This window comes from Telluria antibiotica, assembly GCF_011682055.1.
GTDB lineage: Bacteria > Pseudomonadota > Gammaproteobacteria > Burkholderiales > Burkholderiaceae_D > Telluria > Telluria antibiotica.
Genome location: NZ_JAAQOM010000007.1, coordinates 50,308 through 63,738, shown reverse-complemented (window position 1 = coordinate 63,738; position 13,431 = coordinate 50,308). Strand labels below are relative to the sequence as shown.

Annotated in this window: 14 protein-coding genes; 9 read left to right on the top strand and 5 right to left on the bottom strand. The window is 65.7% G+C overall.

Annotated elements, in window-relative coordinates:
• Nucleotides 1–3: 3 nt before the first annotated feature.
• Nucleotides 4–1,011 carry an NADP-dependent oxidoreductase gene (locus HAV22_RS12830; protein WP_166859482.1) on the top strand — a complete coding sequence of 336 codons (1,008 nt, stop codon included), beginning with the start codon at nucleotides 4–6 and terminating at the stop codon, nucleotides 1,009–1,011.
• Nucleotides 1,012–1,024: 13 nt separating this feature from the next.
• Here HAV22_RS12830 and HAV22_RS12825 read toward each other — a convergent pair whose 3' ends face one another.
• From HAV22_RS12825 to ubiE, 5 genes are all read right to left on the bottom strand, one after another.
• Entirely contained in the window at nucleotides 1,025–1,642 is a 618-nt protein-coding gene (locus HAV22_RS12825) for a methyltransferase domain-containing protein (protein WP_166859481.1), read from the bottom strand.
• Nucleotides 1,642–3,210 carry a ubiquinone biosynthesis regulatory protein kinase UbiB gene (gene ubiB / locus HAV22_RS12820; protein WP_166859480.1) on the bottom strand — a complete coding sequence of 523 codons (1,569 nt, stop codon included), beginning with the start codon at nucleotides 3,208–3,210 and terminating at the stop codon, nucleotides 1,642–1,644. Before ubiB ends, HAV22_RS12825 begins: the two co-directional genes overlap by 1 nt.
• Nucleotides 3,210–3,878 carry a ubiquinone biosynthesis accessory factor UbiJ gene (locus tag HAV22_RS12815; protein ID WP_166859479.1) on the bottom strand — a complete coding sequence of 223 codons (669 nt, stop codon included), beginning with the start codon at nucleotides 3,876–3,878 and terminating at the stop codon, nucleotides 3,210–3,212. Before HAV22_RS12815 ends, ubiB begins: the two co-directional genes overlap by 1 nt.
• Nucleotides 3,879–3,988: 110 nt before the next feature.
• Nucleotides 3,989–4,930 carry a Tim44 domain-containing protein gene (locus HAV22_RS12810; RefSeq protein WP_166859478.1) on the bottom strand — a complete coding sequence of 314 codons (942 nt, stop codon included), beginning with the start codon at nucleotides 4,928–4,930 and terminating at the stop codon, nucleotides 3,989–3,991.
• Nucleotides 4,931–4,939: 9 nt separating this feature from the next.
• Nucleotides 4,940–5,674: a bifunctional demethylmenaquinone methyltransferase/2-methoxy-6-polyprenyl-1,4-benzoquinol methylase UbiE gene (gene ubiE / locus HAV22_RS12805; RefSeq protein WP_166859477.1), complete on the bottom strand. Its 735-nt coding sequence runs from the start codon at nucleotides 5,672–5,674 to the stop codon at nucleotides 4,940–4,942.
• Between the two features lie 642 nt (nucleotides 5,675–6,316).
• On the opposite strand from ubiE, the gene HAV22_RS12800 reads away from it, so the two are divergent.
• The 8 genes from HAV22_RS12800 (at nucleotide 6,317) to HAV22_RS12765 (ending at nucleotide 13,418) form a co-directional block, all read left to right on the top strand.
• Nucleotides 6,317–6,562, top strand: a complete 246-nt coding sequence (locus tag HAV22_RS12800) for a hypothetical protein (protein WP_229421212.1) — start codon at nucleotides 6,317–6,319, stop codon at nucleotides 6,560–6,562.
• Between the two features lie 84 nt (nucleotides 6,563–6,646).
• Nucleotides 6,647–8,023, top strand: a complete 1,377-nt coding sequence (locus HAV22_RS12795; RefSeq protein ID WP_166859475.1) for a pilus assembly protein TadG-related protein — start codon at nucleotides 6,647–6,649, stop codon at nucleotides 8,021–8,023.
• The gene (locus tag HAV22_RS12790; RefSeq protein WP_166859474.1) at nucleotides 8,020–8,913 is read left to right on the top strand and encodes a hypothetical protein; all 894 of its coding nucleotides are present in this window, start codon (nucleotides 8,020–8,022) and stop codon (nucleotides 8,911–8,913) included. The genes HAV22_RS12795 and HAV22_RS12790 overlap by 4 nt, the downstream gene beginning before the upstream one ends.
• Complete coding sequence (locus HAV22_RS12785) at nucleotides 8,910–9,731, top strand: hypothetical protein (RefSeq protein WP_166859473.1); 822 nt, start codon at nucleotides 8,910–8,912, stop codon at nucleotides 9,729–9,731. The genes HAV22_RS12790 and HAV22_RS12785 overlap by 4 nt, the downstream gene beginning before the upstream one ends.
• Nucleotides 9,732–9,735: 4 nt before the next feature.
• Complete coding sequence (locus HAV22_RS12780) at nucleotides 9,736–10,515, top strand: hypothetical protein (RefSeq protein ID WP_166859472.1); 780 nt, start codon at nucleotides 9,736–9,738, stop codon at nucleotides 10,513–10,515.
• On the top strand, nucleotides 10,512–10,724 hold the full coding sequence (locus HAV22_RS12775) for a hypothetical protein (protein ID WP_166859471.1): 213 nt from the start codon (nucleotides 10,512–10,514) through the stop codon (nucleotides 10,722–10,724). The genes HAV22_RS12780 and HAV22_RS12775 overlap by 4 nt, the downstream gene beginning before the upstream one ends.
• A gap of 15 nt (nucleotides 10,725–10,739) precedes the next feature.
• Nucleotides 10,740–11,687 (top strand): Flp pilus assembly protein CpaB, encoded by a 948-nt coding sequence (gene cpaB / locus HAV22_RS12770; protein ID WP_166859470.1) that lies wholly within the window; start codon nucleotides 10,740–10,742, stop codon nucleotides 11,685–11,687.
• Between the two features lie 87 nt (nucleotides 11,688–11,774).
• Nucleotides 11,775–13,418, top strand: coding sequence for a type II and III secretion system protein family protein (locus tag HAV22_RS12765; protein WP_166859469.1), 1,644 nt, complete (start codon nucleotides 11,775–11,777; stop codon nucleotides 13,416–13,418).
• Nucleotides 13,419–13,431: the final 13 nt, after the last annotated feature.

Below are 13,431 nucleotides of genomic sequence, written 5' to 3'. Positions count from 1 at the left end.
GACATGAAAGCACTCGTTTTGAAACGATATGGCGGAGCGGAGGCGCTCGCATTCGCCGACGTCGCTCGTCCAACGATCGGGCCCGACGACATCCTGGTCAAGGTGCGCGCCGCTGGCCTGAACCCAATCGACAACATGATCCCGAAGGGGATGTTCAAACCCATCCTCAAATTTCAACTGCCCGCAACGATGGGCAGTGATTTTGCAGGCGTGGTGGTCGAAGTCGGAAGCCGCGTAAGCCGCTTCCAGCCAGGCGATGCGGTGTACGGCAGCGTGTTCGACCTTGGCAACGGCAGCTTTGCGGAATTCGTCGCGGTGCCTGAACACGCGGCAGCGCTGAAGCCGGCGAACCTGAGCTTTATCGAGGCCGCATCGATCCCCATGGTTGGCTTGACCGTGTGGCAAGCGTTCAAAGAGCACATGCAACTCAAGCCCGGCCAAAAAATCTTCATACCCGCTGGTTCCGGCGGCATCGGCACCTTTGCGATCCAACTGGCAAAGCATTGGGGCGCGACCGTGGGCACGACCACCAGCACGGCCAATATCGAGTTGGTACGCACGCTCGGTGCGGATGAAGTGGTCGACTACAAAAAACAGGACGTTGAAGACGTGCTGCACGACTACGACGCCGTGCTGGGAACGACACGGGGCGACGGTTTGGAAACGGCGCTGGACATCCTGCGCCCACACAGCAAAGCCGTTTCCTTGATCGGTCCGCCCGATGCGGCATTTGCGCGGGCACGCGGCATGAACGTCGTGATGAAACTCGTGTTTCGTTTGCTGAGTGCCAAAATCCGGCGGCTTGCCAAACAACGTGGCGCAACCTACAGCTTCATGTTCGTCCGTCCCGATGGCAGCCAGCTCGCGAGTATCGGCGAACTGCTGAAAGCCGGGCGTATCAGGCCCGTGATCGATAAGGTGTTTCCGTTCACCCAGGCGAAAGCGGGCCTCGCATACCTGGAGCAAGGTCGCGCCAAAGGCAAGGTCGTACTGCAGATGGACGCGGATTGACGCCGCGGGTCGGTCAGAGCATACGCTGGCGCTTGCGCCACACCATCCACCGTTCCTTCGCCGCGAACACCGGAATGGAATCCTCGACCGCCTCATCCGCGATGCACTCGAACCCGTTGTGCAACAGTTCATCAAGCCGCGCACGGGAGGTGCCGAACGGCGGCCCTTTCGCTGCATCGTCGAAGTAGAAATAGCCGGCCAGCAGACCACCCGGCGCCAGCAGCGCTTCCCAGCGCCGCGCGACGGCGTCCCAACGCTCGCGGGGCATGGCGCACAGGAACGCCTGCTCGTAGACGAGGTCCAGCGGCCGCGCCGGCGCGTACGTGAAGAAGTCGGCCTGCAGGATGCGGTCGGCCCACGGCCCCGCCAGCGCGCGGGCGCGCGCGACGGCCTCGGGCGAGAAATCGATGGCGGTGGCGTCCCAGCCGGCCTCGCACATCAAGGCCAGTTCGTGCGCCGTGCCGCAGCCCGGCGCCAGCGCAACGAGCGGGCGCGCGGCATCTGCGACGAACCGCCGCAACGCCATCGACACCCCGCCCCGCTCCCACGGCGTGAACGCGCGCTCGAAACGCTCGTCCCAGAATTGCGGCGACAGCGGATCGCGGCTGGAGAACGCCGGCGGTGCGGCCATCACGGTGTCCAGTGCAAATGCCCGGACGCGAACATGCCGGCGACGAGCACGGCGATGATACCCGTCGCGCACGCGACGAAGACCAGCAGGCGCGTGGCGCGGCGTGTCTCGACCAGCATGCTCGCCACCAGGTCGCCCAAGTCGAAGTCGCTGTACGCGCGCTTGTGCAAGACCTGGTGCATCAGGCGCGGCAGCTGCGGGAAGATCTGGGCGAAGCGCGGCGCCTCGGCCTTCAACCGCTCGGCCATGCCGCGCCAGCCGACCTGCTCCGCCATCCAGCGCTCCAGGTACGGTTTCGCCGTCTTCCACAGGTCGAGGTCCGGGTCGAGCTGGCGGCCCAGGCCCTCGATGTTCAGCATCGTCTTCTGCAGCAGCACGAGCTGCGGCTGCACTTCGACGTTGAAGCGGCGCGACGTCTGGAACAGGCGCAGCAGCACCTGGCCGAACGAGATGTCTTTCAGCGGACGGTCGAAGATCGGCTCGCACGTGGCGCGCACCGCGGCTTCCAGCTCGTCGACGCGGGTGTCGCGCGGCGCCCAGCCCGATTCGATGTGCGCCTCCGCGACGCGCTTGTAGTCGCGCCGGAAGAACGCGAGGAAGTTCTGCGACAGGTAGTCCTTGTCGAAATCGTTCAAAGTGCCGACGATGCCGAAGTCCAGCGCGATGTAGCGGCCGAACGTGGCCGGATCGATGGACACGAGGATGTTCCCGGGGTGCATGTCGGCGTGAAAAAAGCCATCACGGAACACCTGCGTGAAAAAGATCTCGACGCCATCGCTGGACAATTTTTTCAGATCGACACCTGCCGCGACGAGGCGGTCCGTCTGCGAGATCGGGATGCCGTTCATGCGCTCCATCACGATCACACTGCTGGAACAATAGTCCCAGTACATTTCCGGCACGAGCAGCAGGTCGGAGTTCGCGAAGTTGCGGCGCAGCTGGCTGGCGTTGGCCGCCTCGCGCATCAGGTCGAGCTCGTCGTGCAGGTATTTGTCGAACTCGGCCACGACTTCGCGCGGCTTCAGCCGGCGGCTGTCGGCCCACACTTTTTCGATGACGCCGGCCGCCATCTGCATCAGGGCGACGTCCTCGTCGATCGTCGACTTCATGCCCGGACGCAGCACTTTCACCGCGACTTCCCTGCCGTCCTTCAAGGTCGCGAAGTGCACCTGCGCGATCGACGCGGACGCGATCGGCGTGCGATCGAACGACGCGAACAGCATGTCCGGCGACGCGCCGAGCGAGCGCGTGATCTGGGCAACGGCCAGGTCGGAATCGAACGGCGGCACGCGGTCCTGCAGCAGCGACAGCTCGGCCACTATGTCCGGCGGCATCAGGTCGGGCCGCGTCGACAATACCTGGCCGAATTTCACGAAGATGGGGCCGAGCTCTTCCAGCGCCAGCCGCAGGCGGATCGCGCGCGGCGACGTGAAGCTGCGCCAGAAGAAGACGGTATTGATCACGCGGGCGGTACGCGGTACGTCGAGGCCGGAAATCGCGATCTCGTCCAGGCCGTATTTGACGATGACGGTGAAGATCTTCAGCAGGCGCAGGAATTTCAGGATCATCAGTGGTCCGAAGGTGTATCAGGAATCGGCGGCGCGGCACTGCGCTCCGCTTGTTGCGCCAGCTTTTGCTCCAGCCTGGCGATGCGCTTGGCCGTCCGTTCGACGTCGTCGCGCAGGTGGCCGACGTCGTCCGCGAACGTGTCGACGGTGGCAGGCCGCACGAGCACGCGCCGTTCTTCCAGCAGGAATTCGGCGACGTTCTCCGCCAGCCGACGGCCGGCCGTGGCCGCGCCCGTCACGGCCGAGCGCGCACCGTCCGCGAGGCGCACGGCGCCGATCGGGCCGAACACGCGCTCGAGGTCGTGCTCGGCATCCCAGCGCAAGCCTTTCGACAGCTGCGAGATCGTGTTGGCGAACTCGGCGTCGCCGTCGATGCGCACGTACGAGAACGCGCGGTCGCGGTTCTGCAGGATCAGCGGCACGTCGGAGAGTTTGACGTGGATGGTGACGCTGGCCGCGTCGTCGGCGCCCGCCGTCTCGAGCATGCCGTCGCGCGCGACGCGCATGCGCAAGGCGAGATGGCCGGTATCGATGCAGGCGGTCTTGCCGGCGTGGCGCATCAGGGCATCGCGCGCCCACGCTTCCTGCGCCAGCAAGTGGTTGATCGTCGCCACGGCCGGGGCCGTCAAGCCCCGTTGCGGCGACAGGAAAGAGGAAGTCGAAGACATGAGGGATTCGTATTCACAAAATAAAACCGCCCGGCATCGTCGGGCGGTTTCGATCTTACCAGTTCACCAGAGCATAAAACCCGGAGCACAAGCTTTAGATTGCGAAATTTTTAAGTAATCTGCTGGATGCCCGCCAGGACCCAACCGCCGCTACCGTTCAGGGGCTTGGCCAGGTTCCACACTTCGACGAACGGTTCCGGCTGCGCGCCCGGCGCATTGCGGATCATGCCGTTGAACTGCACGCTCGCGAAATAGTCGCGCTCCGTCGTCTCGATGCCCAGCAGCTGGGCATCGATGTTGACGACTTCCGTGAAGTCGGGCTGGCCGCCCCGTTCCTGGACCTGCAACGACAGTTCGGCGTACACCTCGGGCGACGTGAACTCGCGCAAGTCGGCGAGGTCACTGCGGTCCCAGGCGGCCTGCATGCGGATGAACGAGGCCTTCGCGTGACGCAGGAACGCGTCCGTGTCGAAGCCGGCCGGCACGCCCCACGGTTCGTGCGCGGGTGCCGCCTTGTCCAGCGAGGGCCCGTTCGAGAAGCCCGGCTGGAAGCCGCCCGGGTTGCCCTGGTAGCCGCCATTCAGGCCCGAACCGATTTCCGGCGTGCCCGACGCGGGCACGGGATTCGGGGCGAAGCCCGTGAAGGCGGAATTCGCCGGCGTATCCTTGCGGCGGAACATGCGCACGATGAACATCACGGCGAACACGAGCAGCAGGATCATCAGCAGCGACGACAGCGCGCCGGCCATGGCGCCGCCGATGCCGAAGTGCGAGAACAATGCGCCCAGGCCGAGGCCGAGCAGCGCACCGCCGAGCACGCCCTTCCACATGCTCGGACGCTTCACGGGCAGCGGCGCCGGCACGGCGGGCGCCGGCGCGGGACGCTGGTACGACGGCTGCTGGTAAGGCGCGGGCGGCGGTGCCGGCGTGCGCATCCGGCTCACGGACTGCGACTGGCGGCCGAACGACCGGCTGCCACCGAGCGGGCGCGCATCGGCGACGCTGGACAATGCCATCACCGCGATCAACATGCTGGCCAAAAACTTCTTCATGGGTTCACCTCAAAGTTTGATGCCGGTGTGCAGTGCGGCCACACCGGCCGTCAGGTTGTAGTACTGGACGCGTTCCAGGCCCGCCGTCTCCATCATCGATTTCAGCGTCTCCTGGTCCGGGTGCATGCGAATCGATTCCGCCAGATAACGGTAGCTGTCGGCATCGCCCGCGATGCGCTGGCCCAGCCACGGCAGCACCGAGAACGAATACACGTCGTACGGCTTTTGCAGCGGCGCCGCGACTTTCGAGAATTCCAGCACGAGCAGCTTGCCGCCCGGCTTGAGCACGCGGCGCATTTCCGCCAGCGCCGCATCCTTGTGCGTCATGTTGCGCAGGCCAAAGGCGACGCTGACACGGTCGAAATAATTGTCGGGGAACGGCAGCTTTTCCGCGTCACACAGCAAGGTGGGGGTCACGAGGCCCTTGTTCAATAGACGATCGCGGCCCACGCGCAGCATCGACTCGTTGATGTCCGTCAGCCAGACCTCGCCGCTGGGCCCCGCCTGCTTGGCGAACGCCTTCGACAGGTCGCCCGTGCCGCCCGCGATGTCGAGCACCTTGAAGCCGGGGCGAATGCCGGCCTGGGCAATGGTGAACGCCTTCCACACGCGGTGCAGGCCGGCGGACATCAGGTCGTTCATGACGTCGTATTTGGACGCGACCGAGTGGAATACCTTGGCGACCTCGTGGACCTTCTCGTCCTCGGAGACGGTCTTGTAGCCGAAATGGGTGGTGTTGGTCATAAGTAGCGAGCCGTTGAGTGTTGCCACATTATACAAGGGGGGTGTGGAACCCACCTTAAAGGTGCCTTACCGTCCGGCTACGGAGGCGTGTCAGGGCGATCCGCCAGCCCGTAAGCATAAAACTGATGAGCTCGCAAGGACCGCGCGATTATGTTGCATGAATAGCACAGCCCGGAAAATTTTTTTTGCATGATTTTGGCCTCGTTCTGACCTGCCCGCCGCCGCGCATACGCGGTCAACGGGCCGGTGAGAAAGCCGACTAGCCGAACTCAGCCATTCTCACCAAATCACACGCAGTTGTTACAAATGCGGATGAAATCCATTTAACAATAAAACTTGTCCGGCTTAAATCTTTTGAATCTATGTGAAATTTCACACTCAGGCGTTCAGAAACTTTCACTTGTTCAATTTACTACAATAAATTTCACAGTTTGGGTACTATCCAGGATGTCGATTTTTCTTTTTCCATAGGAAAACGGAGTTACCGCGCTGCACCAAATAGTTAAATTTAGAATAAGAAGTTTTATTGAGAAGCACTGTTTCGGGTGATAGTCTTTGCGCTTTCTCAACAAGGAGGCTCTCATGCGAAACAATTTTGTGACCCGTCTCAACCGCCGTATCCGTAAAGAATCCGGTCAGGGCATGACCGAATACATCATCATCGTCGCCCTGATCGCCGTCGCCGCGATCGCCGTGACCCAGCTGTTCGGTACCACGGTCCGCACCCAGATGGGCGCGATCGCCAGCGAGGTGGGCGGTAATAACGCGCAGGCGGACGTCACGGCCGCCGCCACCGCCGGTTCGACGGCAGCAACCACGGCGAAAACGAAGCGCTCGCTGTCGACCTACGGCAACCAGGCGCAAGCAGGTGAGGCCGGTACGCAGTAATCGGTCAACCCCATCGCGACGTAACCCAGCCCGAACGCCGCCGCTCCGGCAGCGGCATGACGGCCAGTAACAACCGATTCAACCATGCCCGACTTCACATCATCCGCACGCCATCCGCGCCTGCCCCTCCGGCAGCGCGGTCAGGCATTGGTTTTCGGGATCGCGGTCCTGCTGGGCGCGGCCGCCGCGACGTTTTATGTTTTTAACACCGGACAATTGACAGCCGAGAAGACCAAGCTCGTGAACACGGCCGACGCGGTGGCGTACAGCGCCGGCGTCATGCATGCGCGCGCGCTCAATTTCGACGCGTACACGAACCGTGCGCTGATTGCCAACGAGGCGACCATTGCGCAGATGGTCAGCATTTCGTCGTGGCTGCAGTACTCGAAAGGCCATGTGCAGGGTGTACCGCCGCTGTACTGTTATTCGCAATATTCGGTGCCGGTCGGACTGGCCACGCTTACCTATGTACCGCTGTGCTATGCCCTGTCCTATCCTGCCGGCTACACGGTGGTGAACTACGCCGACACTGCTTTCAACGGTGCCGGCGGGGGCGTGGGTGGAGGCGCCATCGTCGTGGCGGCCGCCGAGACCGCCAAAGCGGAACTCAAGCTCATGCAGGCGACCATGTTCGCCGGTTTCCTGTTCGCGCGCACCGCCCTGGTCCAGGAGGTCGCGGACGCCAACTATCGCAACGACGGCAGCGTGTCCGTCACGCCCTTGCCGCTGAAGGACGACTGGACGTCGTTCCAGGGCGGCGGTACGTTCATTTCCCGTCATACGGGCAACCAGCGTCAGCGCATGCGCGACCTCATCGTCAACGTCGTCAATCAGGACGCTTTCGTGCGGAACAGGTCATGGTCATCGTCGTCACCCTGGCCTTGCAACCCGGTTGTCCCGGCCGGCACGGCGGACCGCTCCGGCGGCACCGTACTCAACGGCTATAACTCGTGGGAAGCCCGCGACCAGGCCCACTTCGAGATCCGCAAAAAGAGATTCCGCGGCTTGAGCCTCCGTTGTGTGCAGACCGGCTATTACTCGCTCGGCAACGGCCATCGCAAGACGACATCGACACCTGGCAGCGCCTGGTACTACAGCGGCGTGCCCGATTTCTACGAACTGTCCAACGCGGCGCTCAACTACACGCCGACGGGGTCGAGCCGCCCCGATCCGCGGCTGCAGTTCGCCATCCGCGTCACGCGCGCCATGAACCAGACGAGGACGTCGGCGGGCACGTCGGCCGTCAAGCCGGGCGGCCGCCTGCACATGTTCGACGGCGCCGCAGCCGGCGGCGTGCTGGCCGCCGTCGCGACGTCCGAAGTCTATTTCGACCACGAACAAATCAACGGCACTACCGAACTGGGCAGCCTGTTCAACCCGTATTGGCAAGTCCACCTCGTCGGCAACTCCACCGCCGTCGTGGCCGCCGCAACTGCGCTGCAAGGAGTCGCAACCCCATGAATCACGTCCGTTCCCGCGCCTGCGCGGCACTCATTCTCACGCTCGCCGCACCGCTGGCACCCGCCATGACCGCCGTCGAACGGCAAGTCGACGCCGCCAGCGCGCCCCACTCGGCGCTCGGACGCACCGCCAAGCCGATCACCGTTCACTACGTCCATCGCAAGGACGAGTATGCGAACAGCCCGCGCTTCCGCAGCCTGCGGGAGACCATCAAGCATGCGGTCGCGGTGTGCGTCGAAGGCAACCGGCGCCTGGGCCGCCCCGCGCATCCCCCCGCTGCGTTCCCGGACCAGACCCTGCGTGTCAACAATTTCGACTATTCGGCGCCGAACCGCAACATCGTCTATTCGGTGAGCTACGACGTCCAGATGGCCGAAGACTGCAGCTTGATCGAGAGCGAGCGGCGCGGCGCGGTGCTGACCTCCACCAAAGGCGAATGCCGCATCGACCTCGTCGCCAAAAAAGCCGAAGGCGAATGCGACGCGACGGGCCATGCGAACGCCGCGCCCCGCCCGCGCGCCCCCACGCGCGCGCAGTACGATGCCACCACCGCGGCGCTCGCGGCCGATCCGCGCCTGGCGGAACGGATGAACGCCGTGCGCCAGCTGACCGGCCTCGCACCGGGAGCAGCGGCGGCGGCCGAGCGGCAGACCATCGCCGGCCACGTCTGCGAGGTCGTGCAACCCACACCCGGCGGCGCGGGCGCCTGCGTCAGCAAGGAAGGCAGCTTCATTCCCGCCGCCGGCACCGAGGGCGTCGTGCTGATGGAGATCTTTGGCAAGGACAAGATCAAGGCGGTCGACGCCAAGTTCGACATGCCGGTCGATCCCGCCATCTTCACGCCTTACCTCTCCGGCGGCTACACGATCACGTCGGGACGCGACCAATGAGCCCGCGGCACCTTCACCAACGCGCCGCGCGCGGCCAGGCGCTGGTCGAATTCCTCGGCCTGGCGCTGGTCCTGGTCCCCATATTGCTGCTGCTGCCGATGATCGCGAAATACCAGGACATGGTGCATGCGACGGAGATGGCCGCGCGCTACGTCGCGTTCGACGCGACCATCCGCAACGACGCCGCGAACGGCGGCTGGAAGCCGGACGCCCAACTCGCGGGCGAGGTGCGGCGCCGGTTCTTCAGCAATCCGACGGCGCCCATCAAGACCAACGACGTGCCTGGCGACTTCATGGCGCACCAGAACCTGTTCTGGCGCGATCCGTTGAACAATTCCCTGATCCGCAGCTTCGGCAACGACGTGGGCGTGAGCTTCGGCGAGACCGCGAGCACGAACCGCGCCGCCGGGTTCCGCGGCGCGTCCGACGACACGGTTTTCGTCAACCACGGTGCACTGGACCTGCATGCGCGCGGCATCTTCCGCGGCAACGTGAGCGTGACGGTCGCCAACCTGCCGGCGACGCTGAACGGCCCAACGCACAGCTACGACGGCCTGAAGGCGATCAACCTGGTGCTCCGGCGCCACGTGGACCTTGTACCGGACGCGTGGACCGCACGGGACCCCAACGACGTCATCAGCCACATCGACGACCCGCTGGTCAACCCGGGCGCCGCGCTCGGATGGTTAAAGCCGATCATCGATCCCGCCGTCGGGCTGATGGAATTGCCCGGCGGAGTCTGCATGACTTGCGGCCCGCAGATCGGCCAGCTCGATTACTGGCGCGAGGAAGTGCCGACGGATCGTCTCGCCCACTGACGCCATGACGCACGCGACTTCCCTCCGCCGTTCGTTCGCCGCCCGCGCGTGCGCGCTCGCCGCCGCGCTGGCGCTGGCGGGCGCCTGCACCGCCGCGCCGGCCGCGTCGTGGCCAAGCGTGGCGCTGCCGTCCGGTGCCAAGCCATTCCAGATCGGCGAACAACTCTCCGTCGGCGGCTTTCCCATGCGGCTGCAGGGCTTCGTGACCAACACGGCGCCGCTCGAGACGGCCGACTGGTTCCGCCGCAGCCTGGGCCAGCCGCTCGTCGAAGACGTCGTGCAGGACAAGCTGGTGCTGGGCCAGGCCCGCGGCGATTACTACGTCTCGGTAATGCTGGAAGCGCTGCCGAACGGGCGCGCCGGCACACACGGCACGGTCACCGTGTCGGACCTGAAGACGGCCTACGACCGCCGCGACGCGACGCGCGCCGTCAACGAACGCCTGCTCGCGCGCCTGCCGTACGGTACGCGCCTCGTGAACCAGATGACGTCGACGGAGCGCGGCAAGGCCACGGCCTACGTCTTGGCGGAGAACGGCCAGAGCCTGCAGCTCAACCGCGACTACGTCGTCGAAAAACTGCAGGCGGAAGGCTATGTCCTCGAACGCGAAGCGCGCGCCGACACGGCGCAGGCATCCGCGCTGCCGGCAACGCTGGCGGCCGGACGCACGCTGTTCTTCAAGGGGAAGAACAAGGAAGCGATGGCCGTCATCCGCCCCGCCATCAAAGAGGGTTACACCAGCATCGTGATCCAGACCACCAACCTCGTGGAGGCAATCAAATGAACCCAATACGCCTGGCGCGCCAGCGCGGCCAATCGTTGATGGAATACGTCGTCGTCTGCGCCGCGCTGGCGCTGGCGCTGTTCGTCCCCCTGCCCGGCCTTGGCGACACGGGCGACGCCGGCGCGCCGCGCACGGCCGTCCAGATCCTGCTCGACGGCTTCCATAAAGCCTATGACCGTTTCAGCTACGCCCTTTCGCTGCCCTCGTAAGTAATAAGTCATGCCATGAACTCCACTGCCAAAGCCACCGTTACACGCGTCCGCCAATTCCGTCCCAACCGCACCTGGATCCTGCTGGGCGTCGCGCTGACCATCGGCGTGCTCGCCGCACTGGCCGCGCGCAGCTACCTCACGCGCCAGATGCAGGCCATCGAGGCCACGTCGAAAGGCAAGACCGTCACCGTCATCGTGGCCAAGCACGACATCCCGCAAGGTGGGACGCTGTCCGCCGAAAACATGGCGCTGCGTCCGATCCCGGCCGAATACGCGCATTCGGCCGCGCTGCAGCCCGACGACTTCGAGCGCGTCGACGGCCAGCGCCTCGCGTATCCCGTCAAGAGCGGCGAGATGATCCTGTGGGGCCTGATGGAGACGCAGCGCATGCCCACGTTCTCCGCCCGCGTGGAAGCGGGCCGGCGCGCGATGACGGTCCCCGTCGACGAGATCAACTCCATCTCCGGGATGCTGGAACCGGGCGACACGATCGACCTGCTCGTCACGGTCGAGCGCGATGGGAAGAAGTCGACGTTCCCCGTCATGCAGAACGTGGCCGTGATGGCGACCGGCCAGCGCTCGCTGGACGATCCGAAGTCCGGCGGGCCGCGCCAGTACTCGACCGTCACCATCAACACAAGTCCGGACGAGGCGCGCCTCCTGATCGCGGCGCGCGACGCTGGCCGTATGACCGCGCTGCTGCGCAACCCGCAGGACAAGCAGCCGCTCGCCGGCAAATACGACGTGGCCGCCCTGCTGGGCCTCGGCGGCGCGGCCCCCGTGCGCAACGGTGGCCGCGGCCGGCGCGAGGTGCCGGTCCTGTACGGCGGCAGCATGAAGAACCTGCCGCCGGAAGCGCTGCGCCTCGCGCCCCGCTCCGGCGCGGACACGGCCGACGTCGCGCCGGAGCGGGCGCCGGCACCAGGCAGCGCGGCCGCGCAAGCCGCCGGCGCACCGTGACCGTCCGCCGTTTTTGAATTGCCGCCAGCGTTTTGAACGATCCGCGGCCGCCCACCGCGGCGGCGCCAACTTCCCAGCACAACCTTTATGACATCGACCGTACCGACAACGACCCGTCCGCCGCTGCGCGGCGTCCTCGCCGCCTGCGTGGCCCTCGCCTGCGCCACCGCCCCGTCCATCCCGTCCGCCCAGGCCGGCCCCGTCGCGGCCGTGCCCGCGCCCGCCGCCGCACCGGCCGCCGCGCCTGCGCCTGCGTCCGAAACGCGCCGCAACGTGCTGGACGACGTCGGACGCGCCCGCCCGGCCGCGCGCCGCGGCGCCGCCGCGGACATGCCATATGCGCCGATCGGCAAGGCGGACAGCGCCGATGACGCGATGGTGCCGGACGTGGAGATGTTCGTCGGCGAGTCGCGTGTGTTCCCGGCGCCGGGACTGGCCCGGATCGCGGTCGGCAATGGCAACATCCTGTCCGCGTCGGCGCTCGACGACCGCGAAGTGATCCTGTTCGCCAACGGGCCCGGCACGACGACACTGTTCGTCTGGAACGGCAATGGCCGCTACCAGCGCGTGAAGGTCCACATCGTGCCGGGCGACATGGCGCGCGTCGCGCGCGAAGTGGCCACCTTCCTGGCCACGATCCCGAACGTCAAGACCTCCGTCGTCGGCGACAAGGTGATCGTCGAGGGCAACGCGTTGTCCGACGAAGACCGCGACAAGGTGGCCGAACTGGCCAAGCGCTATCCGCAGATCGTCAACTTCACCAGCGCCGTCGGCTGGGAAAAGATGGTCATGATGGACGTGAAGGTCGTGGAATTTCCGAAGACGCAGCTGAGCGAGATCGGCATGAAATGGACGTCCACGGGCGGCGCCGCGCTGGCCGGCATCTGGCGCCCGATCCGGCGCGGCACCGACGGTCCATACTCGATCGACATCCCTGCCAGTGGCGCCGGCAACGGCCTGCCCATCACCGACAAGCAGCCCGGTGGCGGCAGCGGCACGACGGCGACGCTGCCATCGGCACTGAACATCCTCGGCGGCGTGAACATGGGCCTCGCGGCCCAACTGAACCTGCTGGAACAGAAAGGCACCGCGAGCGTCCTCGCCGAGCCGCAGCTGTCGGCGCGCAGCGGCTTCAAGGCCAGCTTTCTCGCGGGTGGCGAGTTCCCGTATTCCGTCGCATCGCAGCAGGGCGTGACGATCCTGTTCAAACAGTACGGCATCAAGCTCGACATCGAACCGAAGATCGGGCGCGACGGCGTCATCCGCGCCGTGATCGAATCGGAAGTGAGCTCGATCGACCCCTCGGTCACGACGGCCGCGGGTCCGGCGCTGCTGACCCGCCGCACGAAGACCGAGTTCAACACGCACGATGGCGAGACGATCGTGCTGTCCGGCCTCCTCCAGCGCAACATCAGCAGCGACATCGACAAGGTGCCCTTCCTCGGCAGCCTGCCCGTCCTGGGCCCGCTGTTCCGCTCGAAGCGCTACCAGAACAAGGAGACGGAGCTCGTCGTGTTCGTGACCCCGACCATCGTCGACTCCCGCACGCCTGGCCTCGTGGACCGAGTGCAGCGCACGAACGAGCGCCTGTCCGAACGGCTCGACGGGCCGCCGCACCTGAGCGATCCGCTGCAGCCGGGCCGTCCGGCCGAAAGAATCAACCAGGCCGTGCCGGCGCTGCCGCCCGCGCCGCCCGCCGCGCGTGCGCAGACGGATACCGCAACCGAGTAAAGCGCGAGGAGGA